Raw genomic sequence first — 19,207 nt, 5'->3', positions numbered from 1 at the left:
TATTTTCCCGGGAGCGGCTCCAACCGCTCCCGTTTTTTTACCGGCTTATTCCTGGTGTTTATTCTCTTACGTTTTTTTTCAACGGGTTATATTTTAGGGTAATACAATAATGTTTCGGCCTTCGATCCGGAAATGTACCGTTCCCGTCAGTTCCAATGTTTGCAACAAGGCCGATACAGGTTGATTAATGGGTACGATTCCTGTATAGTCCTGATCCTTCCGGTCTGTTTGATAAATAACCTTTACATCATACCATCTTTCCACCTGCCTCATCAATTCCCTGATCGGGGCTTCTTTAAACCGGAACTGGCCGTTCTTCCAGGCGACAACCTGTTCTATATTGGCATCGGCGACCTTCAACTCATGCGATTCGTTATCGATGACCGCCTGTTTTCCGGGTTCCAGCCTTACTCCCTGCTTAGGTATTCCTCCCTCTCCGTGGTGATCTGCTCTGATACCCGCGCTGCCAGCGGGAAATACCTTGACAGCGCCTTCCAGCAAGGTGGTGCGGATATTTTGCTCGTTCGAATAAGCCATAACATTAAAATTCGTTCCCAATACCTGCACATCCATGCCTCCTCCTACCCGAACGTGAAAGGGCAATGTTGGATTTCTGGTTATTTCGAAATAAGCCTCACCTGTCAGTTCCACTGATCTTTCTTTCCCCGTAAAAGCCGTCGGGAAGCGGATCGAGGAAGAGGCATTCAGCCAGACCCGGCTTCCATCCGGAAGTACGACCTGGTACTGCCCCCCCGCAGGAGTGGCAATGGTGTTGAATAATACTTCTGCGGAACTTCTTCCATCTCCTGTGTTCTTTTCACCGGATGGCATCTTGTTTTTTGCATTATAGGCCAAGGCACCTGCATCCAGTTTAAGGATAGGTGTGCCGCCTTGTTGTGCCAGCATTCCATCTTTTGCACTATCCAGCACGATCGTCGATCCATTGGCCAGCGTCAGCAGGGCTCTTTGTCCACCCGGAGCAATATCGTTTTTATAGGGATCGGTGATCGTATGGTGCGATGCGACTGTCTTTGTTTTTCCGTTAACATAGAACCAAAAAGAGGCGCCGGTCATCGCCAGTAAAAGAAGGGCCGCAGCAACCCGTAAACGGGCCCGGGATATGAAACGGACTGTACCGGCCGGTTTAATACCGGACCATATCCTGGCCCAATCTTCCGGGGCAGGTAGGAGTGAATCCTGCTCCCGAACAAGAGATTTTTCCTGCTCATGAGCAGGATCGAGGATGATTTCTTTGAGTGCCGCGGAGCCCTGAGCAGTCTTCAGCCATTCGAACATCTCGGCGACCTCCTCCCGGGAAGCCCTGTTATTACTGTATTGGTGCAGTAAATAAGTAATCCTGTCTTTACCCATAATAAGTAGCGTAACTATTTCCTTACTATAATAGAGTCACCTCAAAAGAAAAAGGATGAGCGGGATGGAAGTTATTTTAAAACTATTTTTTTTGGGAAGCTAAAATCAACGGGCGAAAAAGAAGGGAAAATCAATGGGAGAAAAAAGAAGACAGCAACCCGGCCAGTAATAAAGCATTATTTTTCAGGTAATTCCGGATAAATTTCAGTGCGGTTCCCAGGTGGCTTTTTACGGTATGCGGAGAAAGATGCAGGCTTTCCCCAATCTCCTCATAACTTTTACCTTTATTCCGGCTCAGATCATAAATTATCTTTTTTTGAGGAGATAATTTTGCGAGCGCGCTATTCACAAAACGCTGTCCTTCAGATAGATATATCTTTTCCTCTGTCTCATTGACAGCATCCCTGGTATGCCATTGAGACAACAGGAGAATGCGGTTTTTATTGGCTTCTTTCTTTAAATGCCTGCTTATCTTATTATAAACGATCGTGTAGAGATAGGCACGGGGATCTTTGACGGAGGGAAGATTTGTCCTTCCGGTCCAGATACTGATAAATACGTCCTGGGTGATCTCTTCCGCTGCATAGGTGCTTTTCGTCCATTTAAAGGCAAGGCTGTAGACCCTCGCCCTGTAACTTTTGAACAAGCTGGAAAATGCTGCGGTATCCCCCAGGGCGATCGCTTCGAACAGCGATCTGCCATCTTTCTCATTATCGGAAAATAACACGCCCATATGAATTGGCATAGCAGTTACTAATCAGTTCGTTTTGATTCGCAAATTAAAGTTAAAAGAAATATTTTAATATTATTTTAATAAATTCAGCCCATGAACAAATTGTTAAGGCTCCCTTTCGTTCTGTTTCTTCTTTTCTTTGCCTGCGACCATCCGCAAAAAAACGATACGCTTTTCACCGAAATACCTGCTGAAACTACGCATATTGATTTCCGTAATGATATCAGGGAAAATGAGGACTATAATATCCTTACTTATGAGTACCTGTATAATGGAGGTGGCGTAGCGGTTGGAGATGTCAACGGAGATGGGCTGGCCGATATTTATTTCACCGGGAATATGACCCCCAACCGGCTTTATCTGAATAAGGGAAATTTCCAATTCGAAGATGTAAGCGAAAAAGCAGGTGTCCGTGGACGTGACAAATGGAAGACCGGGGCCGTAATGGTGGATGTGAACGGGGATGGGCTTTTGGACATCTATGTTTGTTATTCAGGTCCGGGGACCGACGCAGCAAGGGCCAACGAATTATACATCAACCAGGGCCTAAAGGACGGCGTACCCGTATTCAGGGAAAGTGCAAAAGAATATGGCCTGGATGCCCCGGGAACCTATACGACCACCGTAGCCTTCTTTGATTTCGATCATGACGGAGATCTGGATATGTTCATGGTGAACCATGCGGATATGTTCTTTAATCCTTTTTTTAATACGGACAAATTAAGGGCGCAGCGGCACCCCCGTTTCGGGAACCGGCTTTATCGTAATGACAACGGGCATTTTACAGATATCAGTGAACAGGCGCATATCGACGGGAGCGGGCTCAATTTTGGATTGAGCGTTTCTATCAGCGATGTCGATGGAGACGGATGGCCCGATATCTATGTGACCAATGACTATGACGAACGGGACTTCCTTTATCTCAATAATCATAGGGGTTCTTTCCGGGAAGTGCTCACCAGGGCGACCGGCCATATTTCCGAATTCGCGATGGGTTCGGAGATCGCCGATTACAATAATGACGGCAAACCCGATATCGTCGTGCTCGACATGCTGCCGGAAAGTAATCACCGGCAGAAATTATTGAGGGGTGCGGATAACTATGATAAATATACCCTTCGCGCGGACCATGGTTTTCATCACCAGCAAATGCGCAATACCCTTCAGTTAAACAATGGTGTAGGACCGGACAGCATTCCAAAGTTCAGTGAAGTGGGTCAGTTGGCGGGCATGTCCAATACGGATTGGAGCTGGGCTCCTCTGCTGGCCGATTTTGATAATGACGGATGGAAAGATCTTTTTATTTCCAATGGGATCCTGAGGGATATTACCAACCTGGATTTTGTAAAATATACCTCCGGATATTCCATGGGGCAGGGGGAAAAGACCGGCAATAAGGTGGAAATGTGGAAATTGGTACAGGACATGCCCTCCACCAAAATGACCAATTATTTTTTCCATAATAACCATGATCTCAGTTTTACCAATACATCTGCCGATTGGGGGCTTACCCGAAAAAGTATTAGTAACAGTGCCGTCTATGCGGATCTGAACAATGACGGCGCCCTGGACCTCGTCATCAATACCCTGAACGACGGACCGATTATTTACAGGAACAATGCTGCTGTGATGCACAAGGGCCATTATCTCCGTCTTCGTTTCGAAGGGGACAAACCGAACACGTTCGGGATCGGCGCCAAGGTTATCGTACAAACAACCGCAGGCAAACAATACCAGGAACAATATCTTTCCCGTGGATTTCAATCTTCGGTTGATCCGGTCATGCATATCGGGTGCGGAATCGATTCAATGATCCAATCCCTGACCGTGATCTGGACAACAGGAAATAGATCGGTAATGGAAAACTTCCGGGCCGATACCCTCCTTACCCTTTTTGAAAAAGCCGCTTTACCTCCAGCGTCCCCATCCATTTTATCCAATACATTCAATTCTGCCATTACAAAACCCCAACTGGCCCATCCTGTCTATTCGGACATCACGAAAAATTCCGGCGTCAGTTATGTGCATAAAGGCAGCAATTTTGTAGATTTTAAGATCTCCCCTCTTCTTCCCTACCAGGTATCCCGGGTCGGTCCCTGTCTGGCTAAAGGCGATGTAAATGGAGATGGGCTGGAAGACCTCTTTATCGGAGGCACTAACGGTCAGGAGAGTGCGCTTTATCTCCAGACGGCGGATGGCAACTTCCACATCGCCGGCTCACAACCCTGGAACCAGGATAAGGAGCATGCCAATACGAGTGCCTTATTCTTCGATGCGGATGGAGATGGTGATCAGGATCTTTACCTGGTGAGCGGAGGCGCAGACTATCCACAGGGCAGCAAGAATTACCAGGACCGCTTTTTCGAAAACGATGGCAAGGGCAATTTCACTTTTCTGCCAGGTGCCCTTCCGGCAGAGACCGTCAGCGGTGGCTGTGTTCGCGCTGCCGATTATAATAAAGATGGAAAACCCGATCTTTTTGTAGGCGGCAAAATCAGTCCCGGTTTGTTTCCCAAAGCGCCTGAAAGTTTTTTACTCAAAAACAACAGCACACCGGGTCATATCCGTTTTGAAAAGGATGCAGACCAGCGGGACAGCACCCTCGGCTCTCCCGGCATGGTCTCGGACGCTTGCTGGATAGATCTGAATAAAGACGGATGGCCAGACCTGGTGGTCGTTGGCGCTTTTATGCCTGTTACCCTATTCGAGAACAGGAAGGGCAAGCTGGTTAATCAGACCGCTGCCAATGGCCTTTCCCATTCCGAAGGTTGGTGGACCTGCCTGTCCGCACTGGACGTTGACGGAGACGGCGATACCGATCTGGTTATCGGCAATATGGGCACCAATAATCAATTCCGGGCCTCGGAAAAAGAACCTTTGCAGATCTATTATGGGGATTTCAGCGGCAATGGCACTTTCGACCCGCTCCTCACCTATTATATACAAGGCAAAAGTTATCCCTATGCCTCCCGTGATGAATTGTTCCGGGAACTCCCGGCCCAGCAAAAAAAATTCTCCCGTTACGCCGATTATGCGGATGCTCAAATAGAAGATCTCCTGACACCCGACCAGCTTGCCAGGGCAAGTATCGGCAATGTCCGGATCCTGTCGTCCATCTGTTTGCATAATGAAGGTAACCGCAAATGGACGATCCTCCCCCTCCCCAATTATGCACAGATCAGCATGATCAATGGGATCGTGCCTGAACCGGGGTCCGCGGGAACAGGAAATCTAATTCTTGCGGGAAATTTTTACCCGTTTCGCGCTCAGCTTGGGCCATTGGATGCGGGTATGGGCCTGATCCTTGAATATGGCGGGAAAGGAAACGGCAAGGGAGAATTCACTCCACTTACCTATGAACAAACCGGGCTTTACATCCCAGGAGATACCCGCAGCCTGATCGGTCTGAAAGGTGGCAAACATCAATTCCTGGTAGCGGCAGGTTATAATGGTCCTGTACAGGTGCTAAGGAAATAAAATATTATTATAAATATAAAACTACCCCCTATAATTTAACCAGTTTAAATCCATCTCTTTTCGTTCCGTCATTGATCCTTGCAAAATAGATACCTCTTGACAGTTGGGAAAGATCTTCCTGAAAAAGGTTAGCCGTGATCCGGAAAGACAGGACCTTTTGGCCGGTAAGATTATAAATTTCCAGGAGGGATCCGGCATGGGAAGGTTCGGTAATGGTCACCGATACGGTGTTGATAACCGGATTGGGATAAATGTGGAAACCCGCTCCGTTTTCGCCGTCTCCGGAAGCAGTAGGATCGGGCTCCGGAGGATTGGGATTTGGAATGGCAACTGCAGTAAGAGCGGTGGAAGAAAGCAGGGGCCGGCGGAAACCTCCTTCTGCGAACAGTGCCTGCATCCGGCTACGTTGGCCAGAGGTGAACATATGCATACCGATGTCATCGGTAAAATCCATATAATTCATATACATATTACCATAACTTCCGTTGCCGCAGGAAACGATAATACCACTGGGGTTTCCGGAACTGGAATTCTGTTGTTGCGGGGTATCATCCACCTGGTCGTTTCCACAGGAAGCATCACCCCAGATATGGATCAGGTTTAACCAATGACCGATCTCATGGGTAGCCGTCCGTCCCAGGTTAAAGGGAGCAAAAGCTGTTCCCATCGTTCCGAAAGCAGTAAAGCGGATCGTGACCCCGTCCGTTCCTTTGGTGCAGCCCACAGGGCTTGCATATCCAAGGATACCCTGGCTCAGGTTACCCACCCAGATATTCAGGTAACTATCCCTGTCCCAGGCATCGTCTCCGCCTTTCGACGTGAGCTTAATGGCATCATTGACCGAAAAGGCCTGTACATTGGTATGTTTATGTATAATTCCTGTAGTGGCATATCCATTCTGGTCCACCCTGGCCAGTTCGAACCGGATACCGCAATCGGCAGCCAGTGAACTAAAATAAGCGGGGATCTGAAGCGTATCCGGATTTAGTTTCCGGTAATCCCTGTTGAGTACGTCTATCTGGGATCTAACCTGTGCGTCAGTTATATTCTGATTGGATGAGTTATAGAGGACATGTACTACAACGGGAATCGTGATCACATTATTATTACCTTGTGAAGTCCCGTGGTCGATCCCGGTAACGGCAACAGATGGTCTTTGCAATTGACGGCGGGTAAAACTTTCGATTTCCTGTAAACGGATAGCAAGGCCCGGGGTGTTACGGATCAGGTCCTCCTTATATTGGGATGAACGACAGTCGGCCTGAGCAATCGTTCCCAGATGAGCTATTAATAAAAATACCGTTAAGGGTAGAAAAATTTTCATGAAACCTGTTTTAAGGGGCTTTCATGGGAGGGATTGGACGACAGGTAACCAGAAATACTAAACTATCGCTTGGACAAATTCTAGGTGGATAAATATTGCAGCAAACCCGGCAAAGACTGAAAGAATCCAAAAGTGCTTTTAGCGGCGCTTTAGCTTTCAGCATTTCGACGTTTGTACCCTGGTGGTAACAAAACAGGTGACGGATTGCGGGCATGGCAATAGGTTCTTAGAGGAGATTGGCAGGCTAATCAAGGAAGGATATTATACGGTAAACTGGTTTAGAATACACCCGTCCGAAGGACATTAAGGCAGAAAGGGGGGCGGTAGGGTTGGTATTCAGATAATAAGCACTGTAAAAGAACACATTTTTTACCTGAAATGCAAGTTTTTAGAAGAAATTTTGCATTTCCCCACTCATATTGAAGAGGCTGAAGTGTAAATTTGTCCCTTATCGGTTTATCTATGAATTATAAGAGCAGGTTTCTTCTATTCGCTGGTTTTCTCTTGACTTTTTTCATATCCTGTACCAATTCGGACCGCTCAGGGAACGGTGGAGATAATACAAGTACCGGAACGGCCGGCGACAATACCCCTCCCCTTATCAATTTCAGCGTCATGCAGGCAATGCCTCACGATACATCCTCTTTTACCGAAGGGTTGTTGTTCCATGAAGGCCAGTTATATGAAAGCACCGGAACAGAGCCTTCCATGCCGGAAAGCCGCAGATCTTTATTCGGGGTACTGAACCTCAAAACGGGAGCCATCGACAAAAAGGTCGAACTGGACAGGAATAAATATTTCGGGGAAGGGATTGCCTTTCTGAAGGGCAAAGTGTACCAGTTAACCTACACCACAAAAGTTGGTTTTATCTATGATGCCCATACTTTCAAAAAGATAGGAGAGTTTAACTTTCCCAGCAAAGAAGGCTGGGGAATGACCACTGATGGCAATTCCCTGATCATGAGCGACGGCTCGAGTAATATTAGCTGGCTGGATCCCAATACCTTCCGCCTGATCAAGGTTCTCGGTGTGACGGACAACAACGGCCCCGTGAGCAATATCAATGAACTGGAGCTGATCAAAGGATCCCTGTATGCCAATGTATGGCAAACCAATTATATCCTGAAGATCGATACATCCAGCGGCAAAGTGACCGGGCGTTTGGACCTGACTTCCCTGGTAAATGAGGTAAAGAACAAATACCCTTCCAGCGATGTCCTCAATGGAATTGCCTATGACTCCACTGCCGGAAAAGTATATGTCACCGGGAAATTATGGCCGAACCTTTACGAAATCAAATTTCCGTATTAAGCTGCCGCGCCATTTTCAAAAAATCGCAGTTTCGCCGCTCCTTTACTTTCCCTTACTTTCCAGGAATCAGCTTTTAAATTATTGATTTTCAGCATTTTAACGATGTGGTTCTAAAGAATAAAATTGTTAAAAATAATCAAAATTGATTATACTTTTTAGATTATATAAAATTGATTACTTTTGAGATATGAATTCGTTTCAATATCTCAAAGGTATTCACCCGGGAATTGTCCTTGAAAGTGAATTAAAAAAGAGAAAAATCTCCAAAGGTCGATTTGCTCTTTCTATCGGTGAATATCCACAGATATTGGGAGCAATTACCAAAGGGAAACGCAGAATGAACACCTCACTTGCCATTCGGATAGAAAATGCTTTTGGAATGGAAGAAGGTTTTTTTATGACGCTCCAGGTCTTCTATGACATCAAACAAGAAAGGCAAAAGGAACAATCATCTGACATTCCTAATATAAAACAATTTCGCCCCGCTCTTTTCTGGGATACCAAAATGGAGCAAATTAACTGGATAAAACAAAAAAGGGCAGTAATTGAAAGAGTATTGGGACGCGGTACATTATCTGAAAAAAAAGAGCTCTTGCGGTTTTATGGAAAAACTGAGGTAAAACGCATCGCAAAATCTATAAAAGAAACAATCATCTGAATACCATTCATTGGAATACCGTAACCGAACCTCTTCGCAACTCCCTTGAGTTGTTAATGAATGAGCCACTTTTCGAGCCTTTTCGTCTCGTTGGGGGTACTTCGCTAAGCCTCCAGCTCGGGCACCGATTGTCAGTAGATGTGGACCTATTTACTGATGCAAAATATGGCTCTCTGGATTTTCATGCATTGGACGCCTTCCTTCGCTCTAAATACAAATACGTTAGTAAGCCAACGCCAGGAATTGTCGGAATGGGGCGTTCTTACATTCTGGGAGATAACCCACAAGAAGCGGTCAAACTCGACCTGTACTATACAGATCCATTCATAAGGGACATTAAAAAAGCTGATGTTATTCGTCTTGCCTCTTTAGAAGAGATAACTGCTATGAAATTGGATGTAGTTCAACGGAGAGGGAGAAAAAAAGACTTTTGGGACTTGCACATCTTAATGGATCAATTTTCCTTAACGGAAATGCTTTCATTGCATAAGGAACGCTATCCCTATTCCCATGATGAAAATTTAATCATAAACCATTTTACTGACTTTTCTCTGGCCGATGAGGATTTTGACCCAATCTGCCTTTTAGGAAAACACTGGGAGATTATCAAATCAGAAATAGCAGAAATAGTTTAATCGTTCTTCTCATCTCTTTTAAAAATAGAATCTTAATTTAATGGCCTACACAGGCACCTCGCCGGCATACCTATAAAGCTGCCAGAAGCATCAAAGAAAGTCTATTTCCCCACCACATAAATCAACGAGCTGCACTTCGCTTTATCCACGAATGCCTTCAGGTTCGAAATAGCCCCTGTAAAAAAGGCCTTCACCAGGTTACCTTTGCCAGTCTTATACTTTTCACTCAGCATGCTGATATAAAAACTATCGTACCACATAGGGCGGCTCCCCAGCAATTGGAGGTCATGCAATTCCAGCAGCTGCTCCATCGAGGCGGGAGAAAAATGGTAAAGATGACGGGGTACATCGTAGGCAGCCCAGGCTCCTTTGTATACGCGGGCATCGAAGGACATATAATTGGGAACCGCGATAAAAATGGTTCCTTTCCGTTTGATCAGCCGTTTCAGTTGATCCAGGTAGGGATGGAGATCGTGTACATGCTCCAGAACATGCCAGAGCGTGATGATATCAAAACTTTCAGAAGGGAGAGAATACAGTTTTTCTATGGGATAAAGTTGTATTTGGTTAAGGGACATTGCTCTTTTCCGGGTGTCTTCGTCGGGTTCCAGACCAGTAACGGACCAGCCGTTTTCTATCATATGAGCGGCAAAGGCCCCGGTTCCGGCGCCGATATCCAGCAAGGCACCCTTTTTAAGACGAGTGGCGGATTGGATCAACCGATACTTATTGCCCAGGGTATGTTTGCGTACCATGTGGTAAAGACTGTTCACCAGTCCTTTATTGGTATCGGTGTGAGAGATATAATCGTCCGAGCGGTAGTACCGTCCGATCGAGGACGCATCCGGGACATCCTGCGTGAACCGCAGCAGGCAATTATCGCAGGAAAGGATCTCGAATTTTTTATGGGAAACAGTATAATCAGTTGCGCTCAGGGCAGTTTGCAGATCGGTCGAGCCACAAGAGGGACAGCTATCATAATGTATCAGTAATTCTTCAGCCATTGTTGAATTTCAGGGAGTTTTGTAAGCAGGATCCTTTACATCTTTAATTGATTACCCCAGGTCCAGCCATTCGAATAGAAATGCCAGCCCAGGATAGCAATAGCCAATAAACCAATAATCAGGGCGGCCAGCTTCCAGGATAGTTTCTTATTTCCGGAAGCTTCCTCATGCAACCATTCGTTCATTTCGAAATTAGTCTTTTCCTGGTCGCCTACCAGCAGGGTATGCTGGGCATTCTGGCGATTGACGCGAAGTGCCGGGGTCGGGGTCATAAAAAGCCCATTGTCTGCGATAGGTTCGAAGATCACGTTACCCGTATTATCTTTTTTAAGGATCCCCACTCCTTCCCAGTCTACCTGGTCTTCCGTGCGGATCCTGTTTCGCAATTCAAAAGAAAATTCATTATACCATTTGATAGCTTCGAAATCCAGGATATTCCGTTGGGTCGCTATAAAAGAGAAAAACTCTCTGTCAGGCGCGTCAAAATACTTATCGAAACGGAATTGGTATACAGGTGGAAGGATAGTGCGTTCCGCAACATCCACGTTAGCAGAATGGGTTTCCAGGTAAATGGAACCCAAACCGGGGATACTGATACTTCTATGTTGGAACAAATAGGCGTTCAATACAGAAAACATGCCTCAAATCTATTAAAAAAAACCTTATTTCCCGCCGAAAGAAAATACGATCCCGCCCAGGACATTAAATCCATAGACCTGGTATTGGTGCCAGCGTTCATATTTCTTATTGAAAATATTGTTCATTTGTACCCAAAGGTTCAGTTGCCGGGTGATCTTGAACTCGACTCCAGCATTCAGATCAAGGGCGCCATCTCCTTTAAAGGAGGCTCCGTTGGTGGCCCTGTATTGGGCTCCGTCAAAGGCAAAAAGGTCCAGTTTTGCCCAGAAATCCTTAAAGGCCTGCCATTTAAAGGCGGCGTTCAGCTCTACCGGGAGCAGTCCCCAGGGTTTGGGTTCGGTCTGTAATTTATTGTACTGGTTAAAATTAACGCTCGCCGTGGCGCTGAACTGTTCACCCTGCATATAACTTATTTCCCCATGAATCTGAAACACATCCATGGAGCTTTCGTACCGGACCAGGAACTGTTTGCCGCCATTCAGGGTATCGTTTACGAAAAGAGGCGTGTTCTTATATTGCAGGAATCCAACCTTACCCGAATAGGAAAAATGATTATCCAGGGATCCCTTTAAACCTACATACCGTTCCTGTATCCGGGTATTCAGCAGCATGCCGGGTTGGGCCAGCCACGGATTGATCGATTCGAAACGTTGATAGGAGCCCTTGTCATAATAGCCGATCCAGCCAAGTTGAACGCCAAAACGCTGGTCGGAAGTAGAAATATTCGCTATGAAATTGGGTAATAGGTGAAAATCCTTATTATCCCAGGAAGGCGCGACAGAAGCCTGAAGGAACAGGTTCTGGGTCTTGACCAGGAAGGCCGGTGTCACCCAATAAACGTTATTCTGAATGGAAGGCACGCTGCTCACTTTATAATTGGTAAGATCAGCCGTGAAACCCAGATCGAAAGCATATTCCTTTCCAAAGGTTTTTTCAAGGGGAAGATTCAGGACAGCATTCGATTCGGTTGCTTTGGGGTTATGGTTGTCCGCAAAAACGGATACTTTGATATTGGGATGATAAAGCAAGCCGAATTCAGTAGGCTCGATATTGCGCAGACTGAGCCTGCCTTCATAAGTCTGGAAAGTCTGTTTGAGATCTTCTTTTGAATAGTTGAGCGTATCGGGCCGGTACCCGTAAAGAGAATAACCGTCATTCTTAAATCCGATACTGCCATTCCATTCCAGGTTATTTGCTGTCTTTACGGTTCCAACCAGTTTCACATCCGTAAGACTGTTGGTTTGATAAGAAAGATTACCCTTGGAATTCAATTGATTGGCAAATACATTGAAGAAGGTGTTTTTCCCATCCCCAAAACTAAAACCGGTCCGGATATATGGAATATGCACATTTCCAAAGCCGACCTTTACCCAGTTATAGTTCTCCCAGGGTGCCAGGGTATCTGCCCGTATGGCGACCGGTTTCATTTCCCCGGGCTGGTAGCTCAGGAACAGGTATTGGGCAGGGATGGAATAACTAAGTCTGGGCTTAGACGTATCAGTAATGGGTGGTGCAGCATTAAAATTAATTTTGACTGCTTCCCTGAGTACCGGCTTAAAGGCTGAAGTGATTTCGATGGTTCTGCGTTTGGTCGTATCCTGTGCCCTGGTAGAAATACCGGAATGCAGGAGCAGGACGAACAAACCCAACCTGAACGAACCTTGTATTATATTTTTTTCAGACATACTTTACGCTTCAATATTTTTTCGACTCTACTATTTTTATACTTTCCCTTATTTATAATGTCTTTCATTCCCCCTTTAGGGGGTTACCTTACTCCCCTTCATTTCCTCCGCTTTTACCTCTTCGAGCTTTTGTTGAGCCTGCTTACGCAACTCTTCCGATTTCGCATTATCGATGATACTCTGGAAGGTAGCCTTGGCATTAAAAAGATCTTTCTCCTTAAAATAAATATCTCCTAACAACAGGTAGGCCTTCGTGACCCAGACTTCGTAGGATCCGGATTTGTTGATCACTTCGAAGGAGGACTTTTCGGCATCCTTGAGTTGATTTTGCTCGACCAGACAGGCAGCGACCTCATACCTGGCTTCGGCCCCATAAGCAGATTTGCTGAGTGATGCCGCTGTTCTGAAATACTGAAGGGCCGTCTCGCATTTTCCGGCGACCTGGTAAGACTTGGCGATTGCCATATTCGCCAGAACCTTATCATCCGTACTTACCCCTTTTTGAGTAAGCAGACCTTTGGCATTCTCTACGGCAATGGGCCATTCCTCCAATTGGTACTGGCTGCGCAAAAGGCCCCGCATGGCTTCCATCTTATTCTCCTGGGAAGAGGCAAAATCCTTCAGTTTACCGAAATATTTTTCAGCCTTGGTATAATTTTTCAATTCGAAAAAATTCAGGCGGGCGGCCTGCAGCAGGGATTTCTCTCCGAATTTGTTCGGCGCTTTATCGGCAACCGCTTCATAACCGCCTGCGGCCTTTGCCCAATCTTTTCTCGAGAAATAAATTTCACTCTTATAATAGCTGGCTTCCAGGGAAAATTTTCCATCCGGGAATTTGGACAGATAGTCTTCGAACTTCTGGCTGGCAACCACGAAATTTCCGTTATTGAACTGAACCTCGGCTTCCGAATAGGCCAGCTGATCTTCCTGGCTGGCGCTTACTTCCACACCCATCGATTTGGCAAAATTCACATACTCGCTGCTTCTTCCTTCCTCTACATAAATGGTCTTGGCATTATCGAGGGCATCCTGTGCTTCGGGTGAATTGGGGAACAGTTTTAACAGGGAGTCATATTGGTTCAGGGCCTCTTTATTATTATCGAGGTTATACCAGGCGATCCCGGATTGCAGATAGGCCCGTGGTTTCAGCGCATCTGCCCCGGAACCGCGAAGAACGTTCTTCAGATAAGGCAGCGCCTCTTTATACTGTTCGGCGGCGAGGTAAGTACCGGCGATCTCCATATTGGCATCGGGAGCCAGGCTGGAAGAGGGAAATTTTCGATTGACGGAATTCAGCAAATTGATCTTTTCCTTTCCGTTATTCACCCCGGCGATCATTGCTTTTTGGAAGGTGGCATAATCACTGGAAGGCCAGGAAAGATCCAATACTTTATTATACATGGCCAGTGCAGTCTTGAAATCACGGTTCATATAATAACAATCCGCGTTTCGGATATAAGCATCCTGTTCCATGGGGGATGAACTGATCTTCGGGGTACCGGCGACCTGTTCGAAAAAACCCTGCGCCTGGCGGTAATTTTCCTTTTTAAGAAAACAATACCCCAGATTATATTTGGCATTCACCGGGTTGACCTCGCCATTACTATTACCGCTCTTCAGGTAATCGGTATAATAATGGACTGCATCATCGAGCTTATTCAACCGGAAAGAGATCTCCCCTTTCCAGAATTGTATATAGGGAAGGACCGATGCATTGTATGGATTCTTTAATGCCTTATCCAGTAATTCGTTCGCACTGATCAACAAACCGTCATTGACCATTTCTGTTGCCCGTCCATAAAGGATCCGGGGATAGAGCCGCTGGCTGGCCTCTGAAGGGTGGTCCAGGCTATCGATCAGGGCTAAAGCATCCTTATAATTATTTGTTTTGGCCAGTACGGTGACAAGTATTTCCCTGGCTTCTTTATTGTAAGTGGAAGCGGGGTATTGCTGAAGGAAATCCTGTAATTCGGATAAGGCGATATCCTGGTAGCCTAATTCAAAGGAAAGTTTGGCATAATTGAAACGGGAGATCTCTTTTTGCGCCGGATTGCTGCTGTTGGAAGAACAGAATAGAAAAGCATTGCGGGCATTGGCTTTCTGCCCGGTCCGCAGGTAGGCATCTCCGAGCAGGTACATGGAATTCTGTGCCAGGGAATCCTCTTTGCCACCCAGCTGTTTGAAACCGGCGATCGACTTGTTCCAGTTCTGGGTCTGGTAATAACAATAAGAAAGCTCGTAAAGATCTTCCCGGGTAACCTTTTTGGATTGATTGACATATTGCTCCAGGTAAGGAAGAGCTTTGGCAAAATCCTGTTTTTCATAATAGCCGTGACCAGCCAGTTGCCGGAGCTCCAGATCGTAATACTGGTTACCTTTTTTGAGACGGGCCTCTGCATACTCGATGGCCTTGTCTTTTTGTCCCTGTACCAGGTAAATATTGGCTACATAATAGGGAACGACCTTTTCATACCTGGGATCATTCTCTACCACTTTGAAGGCCGTGAGGGCTTCGCCATACTTCTTTTGGTAAAAGCAGATAAACCCATAGTAGTAATTGGCGTCCACATAATTCGGGTCCTTCGGTAACTGACGTATGGCATTGAATAAAGGCAAAGCCTTATCGAACTGTTGTTGGGTAAAATAGCCGTACCCCTGGTGAAACTTCAGGTCCGCTATATCCCGGTTGCTCAGATTATCGATATCCGCACTTTCATAAAGACGGGCGGCACCTGCATAATCTTTTTGCCGGAAATAAAACTCAGCCAGGTGAAAACTCATCATCCCTACCCGGCCGGCGCTCTTCTCCAGGGCAATATAATCCTGTGCGGCGCCCACGACTCCTTTGTCGTTTTGTTTCAGGGCGCAAACCAGGTAATAATATTTTATGTCCTGGTATTCAATGTCGTTATTGCTCCGGTCCGTCTCCCGCAGAGAATATTTCAGATCCCTGAAAATGGGATAGGCAAGGCTATAATATTCGTTCTGGAAGAATTCCCTGGCCTGTTTGAAACTGGCTTGCGGGTCGTCAAAATATTTGGTCTGCTGAGCAATTGACGATGAGCTAAGAAGAATGACGAAAAAAAACAATACAGTATACTTCACGTGAAAATTATTTGATTTTCTAAGAACGCCGCCGGGCGTTCCGTCCGTTTCGGACCATATAATTTACGGGCTAAAGTTTCTACTTATTTTACCTTCTACCAAACATCGTTCCAAACACCTGTGGATAAGTAGGCCACAGGCCTACTGCCCGAAGGGCCATTATTAGACCCGGGCCCTACGGCCTACCGGGCCTTAGGCCCGCTCCCGACCGCTATCAACGCACCCCCTCGCCCCCCTCTCGCACCCCCACGCTGTTAAGTCTATTGGAAACGTTAATTTTTTTTTAACAGGCGCAGACCCCATATCTTCGGCCAAAATTCCCATTGCATGAAGAAGTTTTTGTCCACCGGGTATGCCGAATCCGGGTTTAACCTGGCCACCCTTTTCCTCCGTCTGACTTTCGGGCTGTTGCTTTGTATCGATCATGGATTTCCTAAACTGATGCATTTCAGCAATCAGCAAGCCATTTTCTTCGACCCTTTCCATATTGGTCACCGTTGGTCCCTGATCCTTGTCCTTTTTGCAGAGATATTCTGCGCCTTGCTGCTGGTATTGGGATTATTCACCCGGGTAGCTGCCCTGGTGCTGGTGATCAACCTGGCTGTAGCGGCTATTCTGTTCCATAAAGGGCAATCTATAACCGAACACGAGCCGGCCTTGTTATACCTGGCTGGTTTTTTCTCGATCCTGCTGCTTGGTCCCGGAAGGATAAGCGTAGATGGGATGATGGGGAAATAGGTCCCCCCAACCCCCTAAAGGGGGAGTTTGGGAAGAGATTAAGTGTAAATACAGGGAGATAATTTTAATAGATTCCGATATGTTCACCCATGAAATGAAGATCCGGGTACGTTATGCCGAAACAGACCAGATGAATGTGGTCTATCATGGTAATTATGCGCAATACTTCGAAGTTGGGCGGGTTGAATCGATCCGCCAGTTAGGATTAAGCTACAAGGATATGGAGGCCATGGGGGTTATCATGCCCGTCATTGAATGGACAGCCAAATACCTCCGGCCTGCCCATTACGATGACCTGCTGACCGTAAAAACTACCCTGAAGGAGTTGCGGGCAGACTATCGCATCGAATTCCACCAGGACGTGTACAATGAAGAGGGAAAGTTATTGACAGTCGGAAAGGTTCGCCTTTATTTTCTGAAGGCCAAAAGCATGGAAAAGACAACCATGCCCGAAGAACTGAGAAAAAAGCTGGCGCCCTTTTTTCAGACCCTGGCATGATCGGGCCTCCAGTTCCTGATCTCATTTTTAATCTCATCGTTCGTCAGGGCCTCGTCGATCGCTCTTTTCGCAAGACCTGCCATTTCCTCGTCACTGGCAAAACGAAGGGCGATGATCTGGCGCATGGTTAGTTGTTTATCCAGTGGTTTGCCGGTAAGGGTAAAATGACGCAGGTTTTCCTCTGCCCGAATCGCCCTGTCCTGGGCGCGGAGGGGAAAATACCGGCCATGGAAGTACAGGCTTAAAAGGACCAGGGAGACCAGCACCAATAAAGCAGCACAAAAAAGATCCTCATGGGATGTGCGCAGGAGATTAAACAGATTAACCAGGGATCCGGCCAACAGGGCGAGAATGGCGGGCAAGGTAACTCCATGATAAAGGACAACGGTTCGTCGGTGATTGCGGTAGTTTTGGATGCGCATAGTTTAAGGTTTGGGGTATTTGTTAGTGGTATGGGGTATAACTTTCTTAAATTTAACCATTTTTTTCACCCGGAGAAATGGTTCCCGGTAATATATTCGGTCATACATTAACCGTATCATCCACTTTCCCTTAACCATAAACTTCAATACCTTTGCCCCGGAAAAATAAAGCACTATGGTCCTTACCACTATCATTACGATCGGAGATGAATTGCTAATCGGGCAGGTACTCGATACGAACAGCGCCTGGATGGCGCAGGAACTAAATAAGATTGGCGTTTGGGTAAGACGCCGGGTAGCCGTGGGGGATGTTTGGTCGGGTATCTGGGATACGCTTGATCAGGAATCACAGCAGGCGGAGATCATCCTGATCACAGGCGGATTGGGGCCGACGGCGGATGACATCACCAAACCGCTGCTCAATGATTATTTTGGAGGTAAGATGGTGGTGGACGAAGGTGCACTGGCCAACGTCAAACATATTTTTGAGAAGGTCATCCAGCGTCCGATGATCGAACGTAACCTGAAACAAGCGGAAGTACCGGATGTATGTACGGTCATCCCTAATAAACGGGGAACTGCTCCGGGTATGTGGTTCGAGAAAGACGGTAAGATCTTTGTATCCATGCCGGGGGTGCCGCATGAGATGAAGGGGATGATGACCGATTACGTACTACCCGAATTGCAGCGGCGTTTTAAACTGCCCTTTATCGCCCACCGAACCTTGCTGCTGGCAGGTATCGGAGAGTCTTATCTTGCGGAACATATACAATCCTTTGAAACGGCCCTTCCTGCTCATATCAAATTGGCCTATCTGCCAAATTATGGTATGCTGCGCCTCCGGCTGACGGCAATGGGATCCGATAAGGAAATGACGACCAGGGAATTGGAGGAGCAGTTCGAAACCCTTAAGGTACAGGTAACAGAATGGCTGGTGATCGATCAGGATCTGACCATCCAGCAGGCGCTGGGGCAGCTGCTTAAGGAGAAAGGAAGAACCGTGGGGACCGCGGAAAGTTGTACGGGAGGATATATCGCCCATTTATTTACGGCTATCCCTGGTTCCAGCCATTATTATAAAGGCAGTGTGGTCAGTTATGACAATGAGGTAAAGGAAAAGGTATTAAAAGTCGGGGCGGATACTATTGCCCGTGTAGGGGCCGTTAGTGAGGAGACCGTGCGGCAAATGGTGGAAGGCGCCTTGTCTGTATTGAACACCGACTATGTGGTTGCCACTTCCGGTATAATGGGGCCGGATGGAGGATCAACCGATAAACCGGTGGGTACAGTGTGGATAGCTGTTGGAAACCATCGAAATATCATCGCTCAAAAATTCTTTTTCAGGTTCGACAGACAGCGAAACATTGAATTAACTGCAACAAATGCCTTGAATCTCTTGAGAAAATTTATCTTGTCGGATACCTAATTTATTGAATTCAACCGTTTAAGAGGAAATAATTACCTTTACACCCAAAATCTAACAACCATTATGCCTCTTGTTGACCTGGTAATGCCAAAGATGGGGGAAAGTATCATGGAAGCCACTATTCTGAAATGGCACAAACAACCCGGCGATGCCGTTAAGCAAGATGAGACTATATTAGAG

General features: G+C 46.5%; 16 protein-coding genes. 8 read left to right on the top strand and 8 right to left on the bottom strand.

The window, feature by feature from the left end:
* Positions 1-93: 93 nt before the first annotated feature.
* Both ACX0G9_RS18130 and ACX0G9_RS18125 read right to left on the bottom strand, forming a co-directional pair.
* On the bottom strand, positions 94-1,371 hold the full coding sequence (locus ACX0G9_RS18130; protein WP_459066357.1) for a FecR family protein: 1,278 nt from the start codon (positions 1,369-1,371) through the stop codon (positions 94-96).
* 130 nt (positions 1,372-1,501) lie between these two features.
* Positions 1,502-2,116 (bottom strand): RNA polymerase sigma-70 factor, encoded by a 615-nt coding sequence (locus tag ACX0G9_RS18125; protein WP_459066356.1) that lies wholly within the window; start codon positions 2,114-2,116, stop codon positions 1,502-1,504.
* Positions 2,117-2,197: 81 nt separating this feature from the next.
* On the opposite strand from ACX0G9_RS18125, the gene ACX0G9_RS18120 reads away from it, so the two are divergent.
* Positions 2,198-5,581: a VCBS repeat-containing protein gene (locus ACX0G9_RS18120; RefSeq protein WP_459066355.1), complete on the top strand. Its 3,384-nt coding sequence runs from the start codon at positions 2,198-2,200 to the stop codon at positions 5,579-5,581.
* 28 nt (positions 5,582-5,609) lie between these two features.
* Here the strand turns inward: ACX0G9_RS18120 and ACX0G9_RS18115 are convergent, their stop codons facing one another.
* Entirely contained in the window at positions 5,610-6,905 is a 1,296-nt protein-coding gene (locus ACX0G9_RS18115; RefSeq protein WP_459066354.1) for a T9SS type A sorting domain-containing protein, read from the bottom strand.
* A gap of 504 nt (positions 6,906-7,409) precedes the next feature.
* Between ACX0G9_RS18115 and ACX0G9_RS18110 the strand changes: the two genes are divergently transcribed.
* The 3 genes from ACX0G9_RS18110 to ACX0G9_RS18100 all read left to right on the top strand — a co-directional run bounded on the left by ACX0G9_RS18110 (position 7,410) and on the right by ACX0G9_RS18100 (position 9,509).
* Complete coding sequence (locus tag ACX0G9_RS18110) at positions 7,410-8,216, top strand: glutaminyl-peptide cyclotransferase (protein ID WP_459066353.1); 807 nt, start codon at positions 7,410-7,412, stop codon at positions 8,214-8,216.
* 187 nt (positions 8,217-8,403) lie between these two features.
* Positions 8,404-8,874: a helix-turn-helix transcriptional regulator gene (locus ACX0G9_RS18105; RefSeq protein WP_459066352.1), complete on the top strand. Its 471-nt coding sequence runs from the start codon at positions 8,404-8,406 to the stop codon at positions 8,872-8,874.
* 56 nt (positions 8,875-8,930) lie between these two features.
* Positions 8,931-9,509, top strand: coding sequence for a nucleotidyl transferase AbiEii/AbiGii toxin family protein (locus tag ACX0G9_RS18100; RefSeq protein ID WP_459066351.1), 579 nt, complete (start codon positions 8,931-8,933; stop codon positions 9,507-9,509).
* Between the two features lie 101 nt (positions 9,510-9,610).
* On the opposite strand, the gene ACX0G9_RS18095 is transcribed toward ACX0G9_RS18100, so the two are convergent.
* From ACX0G9_RS18095 to ACX0G9_RS18080, 4 genes are all read right to left on the bottom strand, one after another.
* Positions 9,611-10,513 carry a class I SAM-dependent methyltransferase gene (locus ACX0G9_RS18095; protein WP_459066350.1) on the bottom strand — a complete coding sequence of 301 codons (903 nt, stop codon included), beginning with the start codon at positions 10,511-10,513 and terminating at the stop codon, positions 9,611-9,613.
* A gap of 35 nt (positions 10,514-10,548) precedes the next feature.
* Entirely contained in the window at positions 10,549-11,151 is a 603-nt protein-coding gene (locus ACX0G9_RS18090; protein ID WP_459066349.1) for a hypothetical protein, read from the bottom strand.
* 24 nt (positions 11,152-11,175) lie between these two features.
* A complete protein-coding gene (locus tag ACX0G9_RS18085; protein WP_459066348.1) occupies positions 11,176-12,837 on the bottom strand; it encodes a TonB-dependent receptor in 1,662 nt (553 codons plus the stop codon).
* 75 nt (positions 12,838-12,912) lie between these two features.
* Positions 12,913-15,942, bottom strand: coding sequence for a tetratricopeptide repeat protein (locus ACX0G9_RS18080; protein ID WP_459066347.1), 3,030 nt, complete (start codon positions 15,940-15,942; stop codon positions 12,913-12,915).
* 327 nt (positions 15,943-16,269) lie between these two features.
* On the opposite strand from ACX0G9_RS18080, the gene ACX0G9_RS18075 reads away from it, so the two are divergent.
* Positions 16,270-16,680: a DoxX family protein gene (locus ACX0G9_RS18075; protein ID WP_459066346.1), complete on the top strand. Its 411-nt coding sequence runs from the start codon at positions 16,270-16,272 to the stop codon at positions 16,678-16,680.
* Between the two features lie 79 nt (positions 16,681-16,759).
* Positions 16,760-17,179: an acyl-CoA thioesterase gene (locus tag ACX0G9_RS18070; RefSeq protein ID WP_459066345.1), complete on the top strand. Its 420-nt coding sequence runs from the start codon at positions 16,760-16,762 to the stop codon at positions 17,177-17,179.
* On the opposite strand, the gene ACX0G9_RS18065 is transcribed toward ACX0G9_RS18070, so the two are convergent.
* Entirely contained in the window at positions 17,164-17,601 is a 438-nt protein-coding gene (locus ACX0G9_RS18065; RefSeq protein WP_459066344.1) for a DUF6526 family protein, read from the bottom strand. The genes ACX0G9_RS18070 and ACX0G9_RS18065 overlap by 16 nt on opposite strands.
* Positions 17,602-17,776: 175 nt before the next feature.
* Here ACX0G9_RS18065 and ACX0G9_RS18060 point away from each other — a divergent pair, with 175 nt between their 5' ends.
* Together ACX0G9_RS18060 and ACX0G9_RS18055 are read left to right on the top strand one after the other, a co-directional pair.
* Positions 17,777-19,027: a CinA family nicotinamide mononucleotide deamidase-related protein gene (locus ACX0G9_RS18060; protein ID WP_459066343.1), complete on the top strand. Its 1,251-nt coding sequence runs from the start codon at positions 17,777-17,779 to the stop codon at positions 19,025-19,027.
* Positions 19,028-19,090: 63 nt separating this feature from the next.
* The coding region (locus tag ACX0G9_RS18055) for a biotin/lipoyl-containing protein (RefSeq protein WP_459066425.1) at positions 19,091-19,207 on the top strand (117 nt) is incomplete at its 3' end.

Source organism: Flavitalea flava (assembly GCF_054461575.1).
The sequence above is the reverse complement of the archived record's forward strand: the minus strand, read 5'-3'. Positions and strand labels throughout refer to the sequence as shown.

Excerpts from the sequence above, each read along its gene's own strand:
- ACX0G9_RS18085 (WP_459066348.1), bottom strand. The coding sequence starts at position 12,837 with ATGTCTGAAAAAAATATAATACAAGGTTCGTTCAGGTTGGGTTTGTTC.
- ACX0G9_RS18130 (WP_459066357.1), bottom strand. The coding sequence starts at position 1,371 with ATGGGTAAAGACAGGATTACTTATTTACTGCACCAATACAGTAATAAC.
- ACX0G9_RS18075 (WP_459066346.1), top strand. The coding sequence starts at position 16,270 with ATGAAGAAGTTTTTGTCCACCGGGTATGCCGAATCCGGGTTTAACCTG.
- ACX0G9_RS18120 (WP_459066355.1), top strand. The coding sequence starts at position 2,198 with ATGAACAAATTGTTAAGGCTCCCTTTCGTTCTGTTTCTTCTTTTCTTT.
- ACX0G9_RS18070 (WP_459066345.1), top strand. The coding sequence starts at position 16,760 with ATGTTCACCCATGAAATGAAGATCCGGGTACGTTATGCCGAAACAGAC.
- ACX0G9_RS18095 (WP_459066350.1), bottom strand. The coding sequence starts at position 10,513 with ATGGCTGAAGAATTACTGATACATTATGATAGCTGTCCCTCTTGTGGC.
- ACX0G9_RS18065 (WP_459066344.1), bottom strand. The coding sequence starts at position 17,601 with ATGCGCATCCAAAACTACCGCAATCACCGACGAACCGTTGTCCTTTAT.
- ACX0G9_RS18060 (WP_459066343.1), top strand. The coding sequence starts at position 17,777 with ATGGTCCTTACCACTATCATTACGATCGGAGATGAATTGCTAATCGGG.
- ACX0G9_RS18105 (WP_459066352.1), top strand. The coding sequence starts at position 8,404 with ATGAATTCGTTTCAATATCTCAAAGGTATTCACCCGGGAATTGTCCTT.
- ACX0G9_RS18115 (WP_459066354.1), bottom strand. The coding sequence starts at position 6,905 with ATGAAAATTTTTCTACCCTTAACGGTATTTTTATTAATAGCTCATCTG.
- ACX0G9_RS18090 (WP_459066349.1), bottom strand. The coding sequence starts at position 11,151 with ATGTTTTCTGTATTGAACGCCTATTTGTTCCAACATAGAAGTATCAGT.
- ACX0G9_RS18125 (WP_459066356.1), bottom strand. The coding sequence starts at position 2,116 with ATGCCAATTCATATGGGCGTGTTATTTTCCGATAATGAGAAAGATGGC.
- ACX0G9_RS18100 (WP_459066351.1), top strand. The coding sequence starts at position 8,931 with ATGAATGAGCCACTTTTCGAGCCTTTTCGTCTCGTTGGGGGTACTTCG.